The organism is Streptomyces phyllanthi (assembly GCF_009377205.1).
GTDB lineage: Bacteria > Actinomycetota > Actinomycetes > Streptomycetales > Streptomycetaceae > Streptomyces > Streptomyces phyllanthi.
The window spans coordinates 22659-42902 of sequence record NZ_VJZE01000003.1; the positions used below are offsets into that span (position 1 = coordinate 22659).

A 20244-nucleotide genomic window follows, 5' to 3' on the forward strand; every position below is an offset into this window, starting at 1 on the left:
CCGTCCTTTCCGGCAGCCCTTCTCCCTCTCTTCCGTTCTCTTCCCCTCCGCTCTCCGGGGCGTCACCGTAGCGAAAGGAATGCGCATGGATGACTCGACGTCCGATGCCAACGGTGCGATCCTCCGCGGACCTGACAGGGAATGCTCCGCGCCTTCGGGAGTACCCGGTCTGATCCGGGACGTCTCCACCGCGACACCGGAATCCATCGCACTCGTGGACGATCGGGGACCCGTCACCTACGCGGAGATGGAAACGGCGTCCGACGCGGTGGCCCGCCTCCTCATCGAGGCCGGTGGCCGGCCCGGGGACATCGCCGCTGTGTGCGTTCCCCGCGGACGCCACCTGATCTTCGCGCTCCTCGGCGCGCTGAAGGCCGGCATGCCCTACCTTCCCCTGGCGCCCGAGGACCCCCAGGAGCGGCGCTCGGGCATCCTGCGGAGTTCAAAAGCGCGCTTCGCCCTGATCACAGGGGAGAGCGCGAACAGCCTCGGGCGGTGGGAGGACAGCGCCCGCACGGCACTGCGGGTGGACACCCTGCCCGTCTCCTGCGGCGCCGCGGCGCCGCAGGAGTGGCTTCCGCCGCTCCGTGTGCCGGACGAGCATCCGGCCTACGTGCTGTTCACCTCTGGTTCCACCGGAGAGCCGAAGGGAGCCGTCGTACCCTCCGTGGCGTTGTGCAACCGGCTGCTCTGGATGCGCGAGGCCTACGGATTCTCCCCGTCCGACCGCATTCTTCAGAAGACACCCGTCACCTTCGACGTCTCGGGCTGGGAGCTGTGGGGACCCCTCATCGCGGGGGCGACCGAGGTGCTCCTGGCGCCCGAAGCCCACCGGGACCCCGGTGAGATCGTGGAGAGCATCCGCGGCCACGAGGTGACGATCTGCCATTTCGTTCCCTCGATGCTCGAGGAGTTCCTCCGCTGGCCGGGTGCGGAAAGCTGCGACTCCCTGCGCGCGGTCGTCTGCAGCGGCGAGGCACTGACCCCTGGCCTGGTACGGCGCTTCCGCTCCGTCCTCCGGGCGGAGCTGCACAACCTCTACGGACCGACGGAAGCGGCCATCGACGTCACGGCATGGGAGTGCCCGCGGCAGGTGGAGGACCTGGACACGGTCCTGATCGGCGGTCCCATCGACAACTGCACGCTCGTCATCGTCGACGAGGACATGCGGCCGGTGACGGACGGTGGGGTCGGACAGCTCGCGATCGGCGGTGTGCCGCTCGCACTCGGCTATCTGAACCGGGACGACCTGACCGAAGCGTCGTTCGTGCCGGCCCCGGCATGGTGCCCCGTCCCCAGGCTCTACCTGACCGGAGACCTGGTGCGCCGCCATGGCGACGCCCTGGAGTACCTGGGGCGCAAGGACCACCAGGTGAAAATCCGGGGCCAGCGCGTGGAACTGCGGGAGACCGAGGACGTCCTGCGGGACGTCGACGCGGTCCGCGACGCCGCGGTGGTCGCCGCCCCCGGCTCGGACGGCGCCCTCGCCGTGTGCGCCTTCGTCGTCCCGATGGCGGGCATCACCGCGGACGACGAGCTCTGGCGCTCGCTGCGGGAGCGCGTGGCGGCGGCGCTGCCCGAGGCGTTCGTGCCGGCGGCTTTCGTCGCCGCCGAGTCCATCCCGCTCACCAGCAGCGGGAAACAGAACCAGAGGGCACTGAAGGAGCTGGCCCGGGAGAGGCTGGCGGGGCCGGGTCCGGGCCGCCGCCCGCCGGATTCGTCCGCCGACGAGCTTCTCGCCTGTTGGGGTGAGGCGGTCGGCGCCCTCCCCGAAGACGAGTCGACCGGGTTCCTCGACGCAGGAGGCCACAGCTTGGCCGCGGCGAGGCTGGCCGGCCGGATCCTTGGCCGGTGGGACGTCAGAATCCCCCTGTCGGCCTTTCTGCGCGACAACGTGTCGTTGGCGCAGCTCCGCTCCCGGCTGCCTGCGACGGCGGCACCCCGGCGGCCGAAGGCCGTTGGCCGGGCGACCGACGGCATCACCCCGGTCTCTCCCGAACAGCGGCGGCTGTGGTTGTGGCAGCAGCTCTTCCCGGAGAGCCCCGCGTACAACGTCGTGGGCGTGCTCCGTGTCGAGGGCGACATCGACCCCTTCGTACTGCGCGGGGCGTGCGCCGACCTGATCGCCCGGCACGAGTCCCTGCGAACGGTCATCGAACGGTCTCCCTCCGGAGAGCTGCGGCAGCGCGTGATGCCTCCGTCGGAGCCCGAGTGGTTCACGGAACGCACCCTCGAGGTCGAGACGCCGGCAGCCGTACGGGAGTTCACCACCGGCATCGCGGGGAGACCGTTCGCCCCCGACCGGTTGCCGCGCATGGCCGTGGGGCTGTTACGCAGCGGTGCCGAGGGCACCGTGGAAACCTCCCGTGTCGTGCTGTCCGTCGATCACCTGATCTCCGACCAGCGCTCCCTGGATCTGCTCCAGCGGGATCTCGCGGACCTGTACCTCGCCCGCATCGCAGGCACGGGTCAGGACCTTCAAAAGGCCGTTCAGTTCGGTGACGCACTGGCCATGGAGCCCGCAGAGGAGGAACGCCTCGCGGCTCGGAGCGCCGCCGATCTGGCCTTCTGGCGTGAGTGGCTGGCCGGCGTACCGCAGCGCTTGGAGCTTCCGCATCGCAAACCGCGCACCGGGCTGCCCGATCACGCCGGGGCCGAGGTCGTGGTCGATTTCGGCCGGCGGACGAGTTCGGAGCTGGACCAGGTGTGCCGCGACGAGCGGATCACCGTGGCCACACTCGCCATGAGCGCCTTGGCCAGGGTGCTCACGGCCTGGACCAAGCAGCGCAGTGTCCTCGTGGGCGTGCCGATGTCGGGGCGCGAGACGGACGAGCAGCACGAGGCCGTCGGTTTCTTCATGCGGACCGTACCCGTGCGCCTCGACATTCCGGGCGAGGCTGACACGCGTGCTCTGTTCCGGCCCGTGGCGGAGTCCATCCTGACGGCCTCCGAACACATGGCACCGACATTCGAGGAGATCGTCGCGCAGGTCGCCGCGGAGCGGTCGCCCGAAGTCCACCCACTGTTCCAGGTGTGGTTCAACGACCTGACACAGGCAACCCCGCCGACCGGCTTCGGCGGAGCGACCGCGCGGGCCGAGGACGTGGAGAGCCGCTGGTCGCTGTTCGACCTGGGGCTGTACCTGTCCCGCGGCCCGAACGGCGGTTACCGCATGCGTCTGGTGTACGCGACGGACTTCTGGGACGCCGAGACCGCACACGACTTCATGGCGGGCTGCCGCGAAGCGGTCCTGTCCCTGGTGGCGGCAGAGCCGCCCGCGGAGCACCGGCTCGCGCGGGGAGCGGCCGCGAGGCGGACCTGTGCGGACCTCGTCCGGGCCGTGCTGCGCCGGGCCGAGCGAGAACCCGGCAGGCCCGCTCTGGTGAGCGGTGGCGACACGGTCACCTACGGCGGTCTCGCCTCATGGGTGCGCCGAGTCGGCTCCCTGGTCCGCGAGCGCACGGACCCCCGGCGTCCCGTCGCGGTGCTGGCCCGGCGCGACGCCGGACTCGCCGCCGCGATCCTGGGGACCTGGCACGCCGGGCGGCCGGTTCTGCTGGTCGACGCCACGGCCCCGGCCGCGTGGCGGGAGCAGGTGCTGTCTGCCGCGGATGCCGCACTGGTACTCGTCATGGGGCCCGAGACCGTGCCCGGGTTCCCCTGTGAGCGAGTGGACGGGACCGCGGTGAGCGCCTGCGATCCCGACCCCGAGCAGAGCGAATTCGCACCGGACGCGCCGGGACACCTCCTGGTCACATCCGGGACCTCGGGCCGGCCCGCCGTCGTCGTGCTGCCCGCCGACGCCCTGCCGGAGCCACTCGAGTGGTACGGCACCGAACTGGGTCTGGGCGACGACGACGTGTTCTGCCTCACCACGCCCGCCGCCCACGACCCGGTCCTGAGGACCCTGGTGCTTCCGCTGACTCTCGGGGCACGGGTACACATCCCCCGCCCCGGGCAGGTCGAGCGGCCCGAGGACCACCTGGGCCTGCTGGAGGAGTGCGGGGCCACCATCCTGCACCTCACACCTTCGCAGGCGGGCATTCTCAGCGCGGTCCGGGGCCGAAGAGTGCTTCCCTCGGTACGGTCGGTGGTCTGCCACGGCGAGCTCCTGCACGCCGCCCTCGCCGAGGCGATATCGGCCCTGGCACCCCACGCCGGTGTCCTCAACCTCTACGGGACCACGGAGACTCCGCAAGCCAGCAGTCTGCACCGCCGGCACCGGCCCGACCCTTCGCGGTCCCTGTCCGAGGGGCGCTCGGGTGTCCCCGTCGGCCGCGGGACGCCGTACCGCTCGTTGGAGGTGGTGGCCGACGCGGGCCGCACGGCGTTGGTCGGCGAGGTCGGCGAACTCGTCGTGGTCGGCCGGGGTCTGGCCCTGGGATACCTGGGCGAACCGGCCAGGGGCGGCACCACCCCCGTTGCCGACGGTGTCCGGCGGTATGCGACCGGAGACCTCGCGTACCGGGACCGCCACGGCGAGGTGACGGTCGTGGGCCGGGCCGACCGGCAGGTCTCGATCGGCGGCTACCGGATCGAACTGGGCGAGGTCGAAGGCGCGATCGCCCGGCTGCCCGGAGTCACCCGCTGCGCGGTGGCGACCGACCCCCGGCACCCGGACGGTCTCATCGCGTGGATCGCGGGGAGCGGCCTCGGCACGGACGAACAACTCGCCCTCGAACTGGCGCGGATCGTACCGCGATGGCAGCAGCCCGCGCGCTGGATCCGGATGCCGGACCTCCCGGTGACCCACAACGGCAAGGCCGATGTCACGGCGCTGCTGCGGCGGTTGGAGGAACAGCACGCGACCCGGTCCGTGAAGGTGACCTCCCTGCCGTCGGAGGATCTGACGCGACTGATCGTCGACAGGGCCCGGGCCCTGTGCCCGGACGGCGGAACGCTGACTCCCGACACGGTGTTCTTCGACGCGGGCCTGACGTCGATGACGCTGTTCCAGCTGTTCAACGGGCTGACCTCGGTGGACGGCCTCACTCTTTCGCTGGCGGACGTCTTCCGCTTCGGGACGGCCCGGGCCCTCGCCGCTCACCTGACCTCAGACCCTCACCCCACCACCGTCATCCCGCCACCCAGACGGACGCACTCCGCGGCGGCGGCCGCTGGCGAGCGAGGCGCGCGGCGCGCCGTCCGCGAGGCCCTGCGCCGACGTACCCAGCACCCCGCCGTGGACAGGGGCACAGGCCCAACGGAACAGAAGGGACACCGGAACAGTGAGCAGTGAGGCCATCGCGGTCATCGGCCTGTCCGCACGAGTACCCGACGCCGGCGACACCGCGGAGTTCTGGGACAACCTTCTGGCGGGACGGGACAGCATCCATCAGCTCAGCGAGGCACAGCTGCTGGCCGCGGGCGAGGACCCGGAGCTCCTCAGGGATCCGCACTACATCAGGGCCAGACCCCTTCTCGACGACGTCGGAGGGTTCGACAACCGTTTCTTCGGCATCTCCCCGCGGGAGAGCGAACTGCGCAATCCGCAGCACCGGCTCTTCCTCGAGCTGTGCTCGACCGCGCTGCAGCACGCGGGCCTCGAACCCTCCCTGTACGAGGGGGAGATCGGTGTCTACGGCGGTTGCGCCAGTGACCGCTATGTCGACGACCACATCAAAGCCGACCCGGAACTCCTCGCACAGGTCGGCGAGATGGTGGCGCTGGTGTCCAACAACATCGACTACCTGGCCACGTACACCTCGTACCGGCTCGGGTTGAGCGGGCCCAGCCTGTCGGTCCGCACGGCCTGCTCCACCTCACTGGTGGCGACCCACCTCGCCTGTCAGGCCCTGAGTCTCGGGGACTGTGACATCGCGCTGGCCGGAGGGGTCGAGATCGAGACCCCGTACGGCCGTGGCTACCGGCATGTGGGCGGGGGGATCGACTCGGCCGACGGGCACTGCCGTCCGCTCGACTCCGAGGCCAGCGGCACCGTCTTCGGCAGCGGCGGGGGAGTGGTGGTCCTCAAGCGACTCGCCGACGCGCTGCAGGACGGAGACCCGGTCTACGCGGTGATCAGGGGGTCCGCCGTCAACAACGACGGCGACGAGCGCCCGGGGTTCACGGCTCCCAGCTCCGAGGGCCAGAGCCGGGTCATCGCCGAAGCGCTCGCGGTCGCCGATGTGGACCCGTCCACGGTGTCCTACGTCGAACTGCACGGAACCGGTACCCAGATGGGCGACCCCGTCGAGATCCACGGACTGCACGAGGGCATGCTGGCGGTGGCCGGGGCCGAGCTGCGGCCGTCCAGCTGCGCCATCGGCTCGGTGAAGTCGAACATCGGCCATCTCGGGCCGGCGTCCGGCATCGTCGGCCTGATCAAGACGGTGCTGGCGCTCCATCACGAGAAGATCCCGCCCACCATCAACGTGCGCACCCCCAATCCGCAGCTCAAGCTGGAGCGGACACCGTTCCGGATCGCGGACTCCGTGCTGCCGTGGCCCAGGCAGGAAGGAACACCACGGCGCGCGGGTGTCAGCTCCTTCGGCTTCGGCGGCACCAACGCCCATGTGATCGTCGAAGAAGGCCCGCTCCCGGCTCCCGCCGTGGCCCGTGCGGAACGCCCGGAACTCCTCCTGTGGAGCTCGGTCGACGAGACGGCGGGCAGGGAAGTGCGTGCGGGATGGGCGGCGGCGCTCGACGTACTGCCCGACGAGTCCGCGGCCGACGTCGCCTTCACCTCCCAGGTGGGGCGCCGTGCGCTCCCCGTCCGTGCGGCGCTGCGCTTCTCCCGGACCACCGAGGCCGCGAGGGCCCTGGCCGACCCGGCCACGACGTTGACCGCGCAGTCGGACGGCACGCGCCGGCTCCCGGTGCTGGCCCTGCCCGGCCAGGGCTCCCAGCATCCCCGCGCCGCCTTGGGACTCGCAGCCGCCGTTCCGGAGTTCGACAGGCGGCTGCGCGAGTGCCTGGCCCAGTTCTCGGACGCCTTGGCCGTCGATCTGGTCAAGGTGTGGCAGGACGAGACCGATCCCGACGTGATCGCCCGTACCGTCCACGCCCAACCCCTGCTCTTCTCTATCGAGTACGCCTTGGCCCGGACACTCGGCACGTTCGGTCTGGCGCCCTCGGCGTTGATCGGACACAGCGTGGGCGAGGTGGCGGCGGCCACTCTGGCCGGGGTGTTCTCCCTACCGGACGCGGTGCGCTTCATAGCCCGCCGCGCGGAGCTGATGCAGAGCATGCCGCCCGGCCGGATGCTGGCCGTGGCAGCAGGGGAGGACAAGGTACGGGAACTGCTCATCGCAGGGGTCGCGATCTCGGCCGTCAACGGTCACCAGCAGGTGGTCGTCGGAGGCCCCGCCGACGCCGTGGACGGTTTCCGGGCGCTCCTGGCCGAGCACGGGGTGCAGGCGCGACCGCTGTCCACCTCGCACGCGTTCCACACGCCCATGATGGCTCCCGCGGTGGACGAGCTGACCGACCTGCTGGCGGGGTGCACCCTGCGAGCGCCCGGGATTCCCGTGATCTCCGCCGCCTCCGGCCGGCTGCTGGACACGGCCGCGGCCACGTCACCCCGCTTCTGGGCCGACCAGCTCGTCGAGCCGGTGCTGTTCCGGCACGCCCTGGACACCCTGGCCGGGCGGGACCCGGCCCGCGTGCTCGAAGTGGGGCCGGGCCAGACTCTGACCAGCCTCGTCCGGCGGCACCCGGGCATGCGCGACGGTGGGCACCGTGTCGTCGCGTGCATGCCACGGACGACCGGGCCGGGGCACAGGGACGAGGAATGGGCCACGCTGCTGGATGCCCTCGCTCAGGCGTGGTGCGACGGGGCCGACCTGGCCTGGCACGCCCTGCCGCGGCCGGAGGGAACCCACCGGGTGGCCCTGCCGACCTATCCGTACCAGCGCACGGACTTCTGGCTTCCGTTCATCGGGGAGGCACAGCGGCCCCGTCCGGCCGCCCAGGATCCCCGACCCGCCGCGGAGACCGGCCGGGACACCCCGGCCGCGACGGACGGCACGGAACAGCCGGTCCCCGCGGCGAGGCCCGAGGGCCCCGTCCTCGCCCTGCCCGGCTGGTGCCCGACGGGCGTGGTGACCGCGGCCGCGCGCACGGCACCGGGCGGCAGGGGACACGCCGTGGTACTGACCCCGGCCGACCCGGGCGCAGCCCGCGAGCTGCTGACAGCCGTCCAGCTGGCCGGCTATCGAACCATCCCGGTATCCACGGGCGAGGAGTATCAGGCGAGCGGCTACCGGGGCGTCGTACGCGCGGGGCACCCCGAGGACATCGCGGACTACTTGGGTCACCTCACCGAACAGCCGGTCAGCGTGCGCCTGCTGGTGCACGGCCGGGCGTACGCCGCGCCGGAGCCGGAGCGGCTGGCGGACGCTCCGGAGGCGTTGGACGAAGCCCTGTGGTCCTTCGTCGAACTGTTCCAGGCCGCCGCGGGACGTCCGCGCCCGGACAACCGCTCACTGCCCATCGCGGTGGTGACCCGGTCGGCGGTCAGTGTCACGGGCGCCGAGGACCTCGCCCCGTCGCGGGCAGCCACCTGCGCGCTGGTGCGCTCCGCGGCGTTGGAGTCGGGCGTCGGACAGGTGCGCCTGATCGATGTCGGCAACGCGCCGGTGGCCGTACTCGCCGCCGAGCTCGCCGCCCAGGAGGAGGCGGAGGCGGTGGTGGCGCTGCGCGGTAACCGCCGCTGGCTGCCCGACCGGACGGAAATCGAGTGCGAAGGCCCCGTCGGAGGACTGCTCGAAGAGCGGGGCGTCTATGTGATCACCGGCGGATTCGGTGCCATAGGCCTGGAGATGGCCGAGGCGCTCGCCCACACCGGTCTGCGCCCGCGTCTCGCGCTGCTGGGCAGGAAGGCGGACGATCCTCAGGAGATCGAGCGGGTGGCCCCGAGGCTGGCCGCGATGGAGTCGGCCGGTGCGGAACTCACCCTGCACGCGGTCGACGTATCGGACGCCGTGGCGGTCCAGGCCGTCTTCGACGACCTACGGGACCGATACGGCGCCGTGCAAGGTGTGCTGCACACAGCGGGCGTGGCCGGCGGCGGACTGCTGCGCGCCCGGCGCCGTACGGACATGGAGGCCGTGTTGCGGGCCAAGGTGGCCGGCACACTGAATCTCCAGAAGATCACCGCGCGTACCCCGGGCGTGCGCTTCCTGATGCTCTTCTCCAGCAGGGCGGCCCTGAACGGACTGCTGGGCAGTGCCGACTACGCGGCGGCCAACGCGTTCATGGACGCGGCGGCCCTCACCGCGCCGCCGGAAGCGCCGCTCACCGTCAGCGTCAACTGGCCCGCCTGGCACGAGGTGGGCATGGCCGCTCCGGCCCCGGGCCGCTCGGAGCAGGGCGCGCCCGAGGCCGGCGGCAGGCTCTGGAGCACTGTCATCGAACCCGGCGACTGGGTGGTCGACGAGCACCGGCTCGCGGGTCGTGCGCTGCTGCCCGGGGCGGCCTACTTCGACCTTCTCGTCCGGTCCGTCCGTGAGGAGGGGGGTGCGGACGATCTCGCCCCCGTCGTCATCGAGGACCTGGTGCTCCATGAGCCGCTGTTCGTGTCGCATCCGACCGAAGTGACCGTCGAACTCGCGGAGATGACCGGAGGCGGTTGGAACGCCACGGTCCGCTCCGCCCCGGTCGGCAGCGCGGCGGAGCCGCCCGGAGCGCCGAGGGTGCACGCACGGGCCCGGGTGACGATCGACCCCGCGCTGAGCGAGATCCGGCCGTCCGCGGATCTGGCCGGGCTCGGTGAGTCATGGCCGGCCGTCGCTCCGGGGGCGCCCCGGGGCTCTGCCACGGACTTCTCCTTCGGCCCGCGGTTCTCCTGCGTCCGCGAAGCCTTCCGGGAGACGGACGTCACGCTGGGGCGACTGGAGCTCTCTTCCGAACATCTCACCGATCTCGACGTCCACGTCGTCCACCCGGCCCTCCTCGACCGGTCCCTGGCACTCGACATTCCGGCGGGCGACCACGTCCCGTTCACCTGCCGCAGGGCGGTCGTGTACGGCGAGGTCCCGGGCCAGCTGCGGGCCAGGATGGTGCGCCGCCCCGAGCGGGCCGGCCGTTCGACGGTCGACGGGGAACTGTTCGACATGCTGGGCCGGGCCGTCGTCACGGTGAGTGGTTACACCAAGATCGGACTCGAACCCGGCCGACCGGTCGATGGCGAGTCCGCCATGAGCGTTCCGGCGAAGAGTGCGGCCGGCAGCGCGCCTGACGAGCCGATGGCGATCGGTCTGACCTCAGGCATCACCTTGGAGGAAGGCGTCGCGACGCTCATGCGCCTTCTGACCGATTCCGTTCCCCCACAGGTCGCGGTCGTGCCGGCGGAGGAGTGGACTCCGTCGCCGGTTCCGGCCGCTGTCCGGCCGGTCGTGGAACAGCCGGAGACGGCGATCCTGCCCGACCCCGTGACTCCTGAGGCGCGTACCGGGCAGGACGACACGGAAAGGGACGACTCCCTCGGCGAGATTCTGCGGGTGCTCGCGGAGACCCTCGGGCTTCCCGAGATCAAGCCCGACGACGACTTCTTCGTACTGGGAGGCGACTCCCTCACAGCGGTCCAGCTCGTGTCCAGACTCCAGGACCGGTTCGGGGTGCCCATGAGTGTCGCCGACCTCTTCGACGCGCCCACTCCGGAAGGCCTCGCCGTGATGATCGGCGCCAAGGCGGATGAGCGAGGTGACGCGTGATGAGCACGCCACGCATCGTCGGAACGGATCCGGGGACGGACGGTTCCGGTTCGGTCTGGAGGTCCTCGCTGGGCCAGGAGCGGCACTGGGCGTACCAGCTCCGGTTTCCGGAGTCGGCGGCATTCAACGTGCCGATCGCGGTGCTGCTGCGCGGCGAAGTGGATCTCGACGTTCTGGAGCGGGCTCTGCGCGCCGTGGTGGCACGGCACGAGTCGCTGAGGGCGTCCTTCCACGACTCCGCCGGACGAGTGATGGCGCGGCTGCACGGACCCGAGGAGGTTCCCGTCGCCCGGCACGACCTGCGCCACCTGCCGGAGACCGAACGGATCCTGAGCCTGAGGGAGATCGGATCCGACGAGGCGGCGCGGCCGTTCGATCTACGGGCGGAGCCGACCACGAGGGCGCACCTGGTCATGATGGCCGCAGACGAGACCGTGGTCGTCGTGAACTTCCATCACATCGCCTTCGACGGCTGGTCTTCCCCCGTCTTCTTCAACGACCTGAACGACCGGTACCGGGCACTGCTGGGCATCACCGAGGGCCGGGCCGCCCCGCGGTACAGATATGTCGACTTCGCGCTCTGGCAGCGCCGGCGCATCGCGAGAGGCGCCTTTCAGGGCCAGCTCGACCACTGGCGGGAGGCGCTCGCCTCACCGCCGCCGCCTGTGCCCTGGCCCGAGGACGGCAGGGATCCGCAGGCGCCCTGGTGGGCCGGTGACATGGCCTGGCTCGGCCTGCCTCAGGCGCTGATCGGCGAGGCCCAGCTGGCCGCGCGCGCCTGCGGTACGTCCCTCTTCGTGCTGGGGCTCGCGGTCTATCAACTGGCGCTCCGCCGACTGGTCGGAAGCGACCACCTGGCCGTCGGCACTCCGTTCGCGAGCCGGACCGCACCCCAGTGGAACGACGTGGTCGGGTTCTTCGTGAACACCATGGTCATGCCCTACACCTTCCGTCCCGGCACGACGGTGGGCCAGTTGGTGCGCGACACCCACCGCACGGTGATGGCGGCACACGAGCACCAGGATCTTCCCTACGGCGTGCTCCTGGACGCACTGACTCCGCCCGTGGAGCCGGAACGGACGCCCTACTTCCAGACGATGTTCATCCTGCAGAACACCCCGGCGCCCAAGCGGCACCTCGGTGACGCGACCCTGGCTACGAACAAGCTGGTCACGGGCTCCGCCCGCTACGACATCACGTTCTCGCTGGGGTGGCGCCACGGGGAACTCGCTCTGGAACTGGAGAACCGGCCTCGGCTGGTCGGCCAGGAAACCGCGATCCGGCTCGCGCGGGACTTCTTCGGTCTGCTGGCCGCCGCGGTCACCGACCTCACCACCCCGGTCGAGAAGCTGGAACCGGTGGCGGTGCCGGTCACCGTGCAGCGCCGGGGCGACCTGGAGCCAGGGACGGACGGGTTGTTCCGCGGCATCATCGGAGACTGGAGGCCGACGCTGTGAATCCCGCAGCAGACGACCCCACCGGAGCGTTCGAGGGGAAGGTCGTCCTCGTCACCGGAGGCGGTTCGGGGATCGGCCTGGCCACCGCCCACGCCTTCGCCCGGCAGGGTGCGTCCGTCGTGGTCGCCGGGCGCAACCGCGAGAGTCTCCTCCTGGCTGTGGCGTCCATCCGGGGCGAGGGGGGTGAGGCCACGGCCGTCGTGTGCGATGTGAGATCGGCGGAGCAGGTGGACCGGCTCGTCGAGGAGACCGTGTCCGTCTACGGCGGGCTCGACATCGCGTTCAACAACGCCGGAGTCTCACTGGTCGGATCCCTCTCCGAGTTCTCCACCGCACAGTGGGAGGAAGTCATCTCGACCAATCTCACCGGGACGTTCCTGCTGATGAGGCGCGAGGTCGACCATATGCGCCGAAACGGTGGAGGGGTCATCGTCAACAGTGCCTCGAACGCCGCGCACATGACGCTTCCGCTCCTGGCCGCCTATTCCGCGTCCAAGGCCGCCGTGCTCTCTCTGACCCGGGCCGCCGGACGGGAGTTCATCGCGGAGAACGTGCGGATCAACGCCATCTCACCGGGGCCGGTGGACACCCCCATGTGGGCAACGCGCCCCGGCGAGAGCCAGGCGGACCGGCGAAAGCGCATGGCCGCGGAGAGCCCTTCGGGGCGGATCGGGACGGCAGAGGAAATCGCGGACATGGTCCTGTGGCTCGCCTCGCCGCAAGCCGCATATGTCGCGGGACACGATCTCGTCGTGGACGGCGCGATGAGCTCCTGAGACACCGGGCGCCGCGGGGTGAACCCACCCGCGGTCCGCCGGTCAGCCCGTTCCCCGAGCGGTTGCCCGTTCCCCGACCACACAGTCGGCTTACGTTCCCGAATTCCGTGACGAAGAGGATGGCATGGACGGATCCGTCGTCGTTGACCCCTACAAACTGAGGCACTGGCTGAACGCTCGCAAGGTGACGCCCGACCTCGTCGGCGCGCACACCGCGGTGAGTACGGCCGTACTGGATGAGATCCTGCGTCACCGCAGCACACTGCTCCCGGGCCGGGACGCCGCCGGGCTGGCCGACTACCTGAACATCACGGTCGGCCAACTCGGCGGCGACGACGAGCTGCCCACGGTCATCCACCAGACGGCCGATCAGCTCAAAGCCACCGGCAGGACGGTGGAACGCGGTGGGATCGAGTTCTACAACTACTACACCCTGCCCGCGCCGACGGGCTGGATCGCCCCGGTCATCCTCGACATCCTCTGCCCGCAGGACCGGCTGCCCGAGCTGAACAACGGCCACCTCGAGCCGGCCATCACCGTCAATCTCGGTCCGGGCGACATCAACGGCCGCTGGGGAGACGAACTCACCGACGCCACCTGGAGCGTTCTGCGAGCAAACCGGGACTCGGCGTGCTCCTGGATCGTGGGGGACTCCTATGTCGAGCCTCCCTACTGCCCGCACACCTACTCCCTGGCCTCCGGCGAGCCCGCGCGGATCCTCTCGTACACCACGCGTTCCAACCTTCACCACTTCACGGAAGGGCTCAATACCTGGGGAGAGCCCGCCTTCGCCCGGCTGACGGCGGACCTGGGCGAGGCCCCCCATGGCCCGGCACTGCTCGCCATCGAGCTGGACCGCCGGGGCTTCGACGCGCAGAGCGCCGCTGAGGCCGCGGGTATCGACCCGGAGGGCGTGACGGCCTACCTCCGGGGCCGGACGAACGCACTCGATCCCGCCGGCATCACCGCTCTGTCCCGGTGTCTCGGAGTCGACTACCGGACACTGCTGCCGGTGCACCGCTCCCACGACGCGGTCGGCAAGACGTACGGCTCGCTCGACGACAGCATCGCCGGGATCCGCAGGTTCAGGTCGTACACCGTCGCCTCGATGGCCGCCTCACCCCAGTTGCCGGACCTGTACGGCCTCTTCGTCCTGGTGGACAACCGGTCCCCGGAGTTCGAACCGGATCTGTGCGAACACGGCCCGACCCACTACCTCGTCACCGAGGGGTCGCCGTTGCTGCACTGGACCGGCTCGGACGGTACGAGCCGCTCCGCCGAGCTCGGCGTCGACGACAGCCTCTGGGTGGGTGCCTGCGTCGCCCATGGATTCAGCGGCCAGGGCGCGCTCATCAAGATGAGCAGCGGGGAGGGGTACTCCTACCTGGACCGCATGGAGATGACGAACACCTTCCGCACCGACGCGACACTGCGCCGCGGACGCCATGACCGCATCGGCTGGGGAGACCAGGAGTCCGCGGGATGAACGAGATTCTCGTAGCGGGTGAGTGGGTCGCCTGCGAGCGCACCGTCGAGGTCCGCAATCCGTACACCGGCGACGTCGTGGGCGGTGTCGGCGTGGCGGACGCGGACCAGGTCCGCACCGCGCTTCGCGCGGCACGTGCCTACCGTCCCCGGTTCACGGCCTTCGACCGCTCGGAGATCCTCACCGAGGCGGCGGCCAGGGTCGAGGCGGACGCGGACGGCTTCGCCGAGTCGATCTGCGGGGAGTCCGGGCTGGCCCGCAAGGACGCCGACCGCGAGGTCGGCCGCGCGCTCGCGCTGCTGCGGCTCTGCGCGGAGGAGGCGAAACGGATTAGCGGCGAGGCGATACCCACGGACGTCACCGCGGCGCGCCACCGTCGAACCGCCGTGACCAGGCGAGACCCGGTGGGCGTGGTTGCCGCCATCACCCCGTTCAACCGACCGCTCCATCAGGTGGTCAACAAGGTCGGGCCGGCCATCGCCGCGGGCAACCGGGTGGTGCTCAAGCCGTCCGAGAAGACGCCCCTCACCGCGATCCGCTTCGTCCGGTGCCTGCTGGACGCCGGCCTGCCGGCCCCGATGCTGACGCTGCTGACCGGCACGCCGGAGGAGACCGGGCAGGCGCTCATCACCAGCGACTTGATCGACATGGTGACCTTCACCGGCAGCGCGGACGTCGGACGGCACATCGCCTCCACCATCGGCATGTGCCGGTCCACCTACGAACTCGGCGACAGCGGGGCGCTGATCGTCCTGGACGACGCGGACCTTCCGGCGGCGGCCCGGGCGGCGGCGGCAGGCGCTTTCGCCACGTCGGGTCAGTCCTGTCGCGGAGTCAAACGAATCCTGGTGCACGAGGACGTGGCGGGGGAGTTCGTGGAACTGCTCCGGGAGCAGGCAGCGGCCCTCGTGGTCGGCGACCCCCGGGACCCCGGGACGGACGTGGGGACGCTGATCGACGAGGCGGCGGCGCTGGCGGTCGAGGGACGCGTCCAGGAGGCCGTGCGGTCCGGGGCCAGGCTCGTCCACGGAGGCCACCGCGAGGGCGCCCAATTCTGGCCCACGGTGCTCGACGAGGTCCCACGGCACGTCCGGCTGGTCCGAGAGGAGACCTTCGGACCGTGTGCCCCGGTCATCCGGGTCAGCGGGCTCGACGAGGCGATCGCGATCACCAACGGCACCCGGTACGGGCTGCAGACCGGACTGTTCACCGAACGGCTGAGCGCCGTCCGCCAAGCCATGGACGAACTCGAGGTCGGCGCGGTCATCGTCAACGACGGCCCTCAGTTCGACTCCCCGAACATCCCGTTCGGAGGGGTGAAGGACAGCGGTGTCGGACGCGAGGGTGTGCGTTTCGCGATCCACGAGATGACCACGGTGCGGACCCTCGTCCTGTGAGGGGCTGAGCCGCACGACGACGCACAGATCCGATTCCGACCCGATTCCGACGCCGCCGAGCCCGTGAGGGGAAGCCCATGTCCGACTACCGAGTCGTCTACACAGACCCAGCGTGGGCGCTGGATGAGCATGGAGAGGTCGATCCACGACTGGCCGGAATCGAGCATGCCGCTCTCCCCGGCGACGCCCGACTCGATCTGGGGCTGATGCGCGATGGGGCGTTCGTCACCGAGGGACCGGAGTTCCTGGAGTGGATCGCGGGAGCCGACGCCGTCGTCGTGTACCGCGCCCAGGTCACCGAAGAGCTGGCCGACGTGCTCGCCGGCACGTGCAAGGTCGTCGCCCGGCAGGGGGTCGGTGTCGACAATCTCAACGCGCCGGTCCTGGCCCGGCGCGGCATACCGGCCTTCAACGTGCCGGACTACTGCGTCGACGAGGTGGTCACGCACACGATGGCGCTGCTGCTCGCCCTCGAGAGACACATCTGCGTGCAGAACCAGGCGGTGAAGGAGGACCGCTGGAACATCTTCACCGGCGGACGTCCCAGGCGGCTTCAGGAACTGACCGCAGGCCTGGTGGGATTCGGCCGCATCGGACGCGCCGTCAGCAGGAGGCTGACGGGCTTCTACGGCCGGGTCGTCGCCTACGACCCCTGGGTGCACGCCGACTTGATGATCGGCCACGGCGTCCGCAAGGCGCACAGCCTGGAGGAGTTGCTGACCCAGTCGGACGCGGTCCTGCTCCACGCCGCACTGGACGACTCGTCCCGGTTCCTCATCAACGAGACCTCACTCGCCCACCTCCGACCGGGAGCAGTACTGGTCAACGCGGCCCGGGGCGGGCTCGTCCGCCCGGAGGCGGTGCTCGAGGCGCTGCGGGGAGGCCGACTGAACGGCTACGCGGCGGACGTGTTCACGCCGGAGGACCCGAATCGCAGCGAGGTCAACCGGGAGATCCTGAAATTCGACAACGTCGTGGTCAGCTCGCACCGCGCCTTCCTCTCCGAGGAATCGGAGGTGAGCCAGCGGACGAGGGTCGCCGAGGAGGTGGCCCACACCCTCACCACCGGCGAGCCCCCGCGCTTCGGCCGGGTGGTGTGAGCCCGGTCCTCTGCCGGCAGACCCCGCGAACGTCATGCTCAGAACGGAGAAACATCGATGACAGTCGAAGGACCCGGCACACCGGTCCCGCGCGGCCCCGCTCCTTCGCAACCGGCCGACCGGTTGCGCGAGCTGCTCACCAGCGACTCCCTGGGCTTCCTCATGGAGGCGCACAGCGGCCTGTCCGCGAAGATCGTCCAGGACGAGGGGTTCGATGCGATCTGGGCCTCCGGCCTCTCCATAGCCACGGCCTTCGGCGTCCGGGACAGCAACGAGTTGTCGTGGACGCAGGTCGTCGACGTCGTGGGCTCGATCACCGAGGTGGTGAGCACTCCGGTGCTCATGGACGGTGACACCGGCTTCGGGAACTTCAACAACGCCAGACGTCTCGTCACCAGCCTGTGCCGCATGGGCGTGGCCGGTGTGTGCATCGAGGACAAGGTCTTCCCCAAGCTGAACTCCTTCGTGGGGGAGCGCCATCCGCTGGCGGAGATCGACGAGTTCTGCGGCAAGATCAAGGCTTGCAAGGACGCCCAGACCGTTCCGGCGTTCACCGTGGTCGCGCGGGTGGAGGCTCTGGTGGCCGGTCACGGATTCGGCGAGGCGCTGCGCAGGGCGGAGGCGTATCGGGAGGCCGGAGCCGACGCCGTGTTCATTCACTCCAAGAAGACGGACGGCAAGGAGATCCTGAGGTTCGCGCAGGAGTGGGCCGAGCGGTGCCCTCTCATCGTGACGCCCACCACGTACCACACGGTCCCGACCGACGCGTTCCAGGAGCACGGAGTCTCCGCGGTGATCTGGGCCAACCACATGATGCGGGCCTCGATCGCGGCCATGCGCTCCGCCTGCCGAGAGGTCAGGCAGACGCGGACGGTGACCGGGGTGGAGCGTCGCATCGCACCGCTGAAGGAGGTCTTCGACCTTCTTGACTACCCGGAGTTGGAGAGGGCCTCGCACCGCTATCTGCCGCAGCGCATGCCGCTGGGTGAGGAGGTCTGGTGATCTCCGCCCAGACCTTTGTCCGGTCGGCTGCGGAGCGCGGCTACGACTTCTGCGCCGGGGTGCCCTGCTCTCTGCTGACGCCTCTGATCAACCATGTGATCTCCGATGCCGACCTGCACTACGTCCCGGCCACCTCGGAGGGGGAGGCGATCGCCCTGTCGGCCGGCGCCTGGCTGGCGGGCCGACAGACGATCACGATGTGCCAGAACTCCGGCCTGGGGAACATGGTCAACCCCCTGACCTCGCTGAACCGGCCGTTCCGCATCCCGACCCTGCTCATCTGCACCTGGCGGGGGGAGCCGGGGAAGCCGGACGAACCGCAGCACGAACTCATGGGCCGGATCACCCCCGGGCTGCTCGCGCTGATGGAGATCGGCCACGAGCCCTTCCCCACCGCCGACGACATGGTCGGGGGAACCCTGGACCGGGCCGTCCGGGCAGCGGCGGACCGCAGGACCAGCGCACTGGTCATGGCCGCCGGCTCGGTGGCGGACATGCCCCTGAGCGCGCCGCATGCCATTGCGCCGTCGACGGGCGACATCACCGATCTCCGGGAGAGCTTCTCCGGAGCGACCCGGCTCCAGGCCCTGACGAGCTTCCTGGCGTGGGTTCCCGACGAGGCGGCCGTCCTGGTGTCGACCGGCAAGGGTGGGCGTGAACTGTACACACTCGCCGACCGGGATCAGCACTTCTACCAGGTGGGCTCCATGGGCTGCGTCAGTGCTGTGGGCCTGGGAGTGGCCCTCAACTCACCGAGGCCCGTGGTCGTCCTGGACGGGGACGGCGCCGCGCTGATGAAACTGGGCAACCTGGCCACGATCGGGGCCATGCAGCCGGGCAACCTCGTGCACATCGTTCTCGACAACGCGAGTCATGACTCGACGGGAGGCCAGCCGACCGTCTCCCCGGGGGTCGACTTCGCCGCAATAGCCGCCGCGTGCGGCTATCGGACGGCCACCCGGTGCAACACCCTGGCCGGTTTCAGCAAGGCGTTGGAAACGCTCACTTCGTCACCCGGTCCGCACCTGGTGCACCTTCGTATCGCGCCGGGGTCGGTCTCCGGACTGGGGAGACCGACCATCAGTCCGCGCGAGGTGGCGGACCGGTTCCGCTCCTGGCTCGCGGCCTGGACGGGGCTGACCGGAGGGAACTCCGGCGCGTCGTCGTGGCCGGGCCTCGGGCCGAGCGCGACGTATCAGTCCCCCAACTGTTCAAGAAGGGCGAATCCACTGTGATCGAGCTGATAGAAGACCCGGCCGCCGAGACGCTGCCTCCAGACGAGCTCTGCCGAGGTGAGTACCGCCAGGTGCTGGGAGACCGTGCTCTTCGCCAGACCGAGCGACTGGGCGACGGCGGTGGTGGTCTTGGGCATCTCCAGCGCCCTCATGATCCGCGCCCGGCCGGTTCCGATGAGCAGCGCCAAGCGGTCCTTGCTCTCCTCATCGCTTTTCGTGTCCGCGACCAGGGGGAGGAATCCCGACGCCCGAGCCTGGTACGACATCGCAATGGTCGGTTCATTCACGGTAAACATGCGCGTACCGCCCGAGAACACACTGGGTATCAATACCAGTTGCGCGCGGGCAACAGAACGAGTGAGGTCCAGATGGTAGGGGGCGGTCAATGTCGGCCGCTGCCAATGCACCCGGCCTCCCAGTTCCGCGAGCATCGCCTCCGGGCCGCCGACGGCCAGCGTCCGTGCCCTGAAGAGGACTTCCTCCTCCAGTGATGTACGGATCGAGTTCCAGTAGGGGCCGATCGCCCCGTGCCAGTACTGTTCGAGCAGGTCCACCAGTTGCTCTTCGCCCGGTGTGTTTCCGTCCTGCCGCAGGAAGTTGAGCTCGGCCGAAAGGGTCGTTCGGGACGGGTCGGGAATGTAGGCGTAGGCTCGCTTCAGGAACGCCGCCTCTTGTCTGCGTGTCAGATCAAGAAGTGGACCCATTACTTCTGGTTGCACCGATCGCCGTGCGTAGTGCATCCAGCTTGCGTACGGTGACGGAACCGCGCCGCGGTAACGGGCGAAGAGTGCCAGGCTGCCAAGAGTCTCCCATAACGGGCTGAGTGCCAGCCTGATCGAACGCAGGCTCTCGTTATCAAGGTGCAGTCGGATCACGGGATTTCCCTGATGTGAGGACACGCCTTAGTGGGCGTCTGGGTGTAGTTGGGCACGACAGAGGAGTGTGTGAAGACAACTGCATTGATACCAGGCATTGATACCCAGGCACTTATGACGGTAAGTCGGAGTGAAGTTTGACACTCTTGTGTCTCTCGTGTGGCGTCGGATAGGGTCGGAAACCGATCCCAGACGATCTTGTGAAACTGAAACGCGTCAGCGGCGGCTGGGTTGAGCATGGAAACGGGGGCTCAATGGTGA

At 70.1% G+C, this 20244-nt stretch carries 10 protein-coding genes; 9 read left to right on the plus strand and 1 reads right to left on the minus strand.

Going from position 1 to position 20244, the window contains the following annotated elements; translation table 11 throughout:
- Window positions 1-85: 85 nt before the first annotated feature.
- From FNH04_RS01050 to aepY, 9 genes are all read left to right on the plus strand, one after another.
- Window positions 86-5239: a non-ribosomal peptide synthetase gene (locus tag FNH04_RS01050; RefSeq protein WP_194236497.1), complete on the plus strand. Its 5154-nt coding sequence runs from the start codon at window positions 86-88 to the stop codon at window positions 5237-5239.
- Window positions 5229-10655, plus strand: a complete 5427-nt coding sequence (locus FNH04_RS01055; protein ID WP_152779341.1) for a type I polyketide synthase — start codon at window positions 5229-5231, stop codon at window positions 10653-10655. Before FNH04_RS01050 ends, FNH04_RS01055 begins: the two co-directional genes overlap by 11 nt.
- The gene (locus FNH04_RS01060; protein WP_152779342.1) at window positions 10655-12112 is read left to right on the plus strand and encodes a condensation domain-containing protein; all 1458 of its coding nucleotides are present in this window, start codon (window positions 10655-10657) and stop codon (window positions 12110-12112) included. Before FNH04_RS01055 ends, FNH04_RS01060 begins: the two co-directional genes overlap by 1 nt.
- The gene (locus FNH04_RS01065; protein ID WP_322722279.1) at window positions 12109-12888 is read left to right on the plus strand and encodes an SDR family NAD(P)-dependent oxidoreductase; all 780 of its coding nucleotides are present in this window, start codon (window positions 12109-12111) and stop codon (window positions 12886-12888) included. Before FNH04_RS01060 ends, FNH04_RS01065 begins: the two co-directional genes overlap by 4 nt.
- Window positions 12889-13012: 124 nt before the next feature.
- Window positions 13013-14374 (plus strand): cupin domain-containing protein, encoded by a 1362-nt coding sequence (locus tag FNH04_RS01070; RefSeq protein WP_152779345.1) that lies wholly within the window; start codon window positions 13013-13015, stop codon window positions 14372-14374.
- Entirely contained in the window at window positions 14371-15771 is a 1401-nt protein-coding gene (locus FNH04_RS01075) for an aldehyde dehydrogenase family protein (protein ID WP_152779347.1), read from the plus strand. Before FNH04_RS01070 ends, FNH04_RS01075 begins: the two co-directional genes overlap by 4 nt.
- A gap of 77 nt (window positions 15772-15848) precedes the next feature.
- Window positions 15849-16871, plus strand: coding sequence for a C-terminal binding protein (locus tag FNH04_RS01080; protein ID WP_152779349.1), 1023 nt, complete (start codon window positions 15849-15851; stop codon window positions 16869-16871).
- Window positions 16872-16928: 57 nt separating this feature from the next.
- The gene (gene aepX / locus FNH04_RS01085) at window positions 16929-17873 is read left to right on the plus strand and encodes a phosphoenolpyruvate mutase (protein WP_152779351.1); all 945 of its coding nucleotides are present in this window, start codon (window positions 16929-16931) and stop codon (window positions 17871-17873) included.
- Window positions 17870-19108 (plus strand): phosphonopyruvate decarboxylase, encoded by a 1239-nt coding sequence (aepY, locus tag FNH04_RS01090; RefSeq protein ID WP_322722284.1) that lies wholly within the window; start codon window positions 17870-17872, stop codon window positions 19106-19108. The genes aepX and aepY overlap by 4 nt, the downstream gene beginning before the upstream one ends.
- Here the strand turns inward: aepY and FNH04_RS01095 are convergent.
- Complete coding sequence (locus tag FNH04_RS01095) at window positions 19069-19983, minus strand: ArsR/SmtB family transcription factor (protein WP_152779356.1); 915 nt, start codon at window positions 19981-19983, stop codon at window positions 19069-19071. The two genes, aepY and FNH04_RS01095, sit on opposite strands and share 40 nt — an antisense overlap.
- Window positions 19984-20244: the final 261 nt, after the last annotated feature.

Excerpts from the sequence above, each read along its gene's own strand:
- FNH04_RS01080 (WP_152779349.1), top strand. The coding sequence starts at position 15,849 with ATGTCCGACTACCGAGTCGTCTACACAGACCCAGCGTGGGCGCTGGAT.
- FNH04_RS01050 (WP_194236497.1), top strand. The coding sequence starts at position 86 with ATGGATGACTCGACGTCCGATGCCAACGGTGCGATCCTCCGCGGACCT.
- FNH04_RS01070 (WP_152779345.1), top strand. The coding sequence starts at position 13,013 with ATGGACGGATCCGTCGTCGTTGACCCCTACAAACTGAGGCACTGGCTG.
- FNH04_RS01060 (WP_152779342.1), top strand. The coding sequence starts at position 10,655 with ATGAGCACGCCACGCATCGTCGGAACGGATCCGGGGACGGACGGTTCC.
- FNH04_RS01075 (WP_152779347.1), top strand. The coding sequence starts at position 14,371 with ATGAACGAGATTCTCGTAGCGGGTGAGTGGGTCGCCTGCGAGCGCACC.
- aepX (WP_152779351.1), top strand. The coding sequence starts at position 16,929 with ATGACAGTCGAAGGACCCGGCACACCGGTCCCGCGCGGCCCCGCTCCT.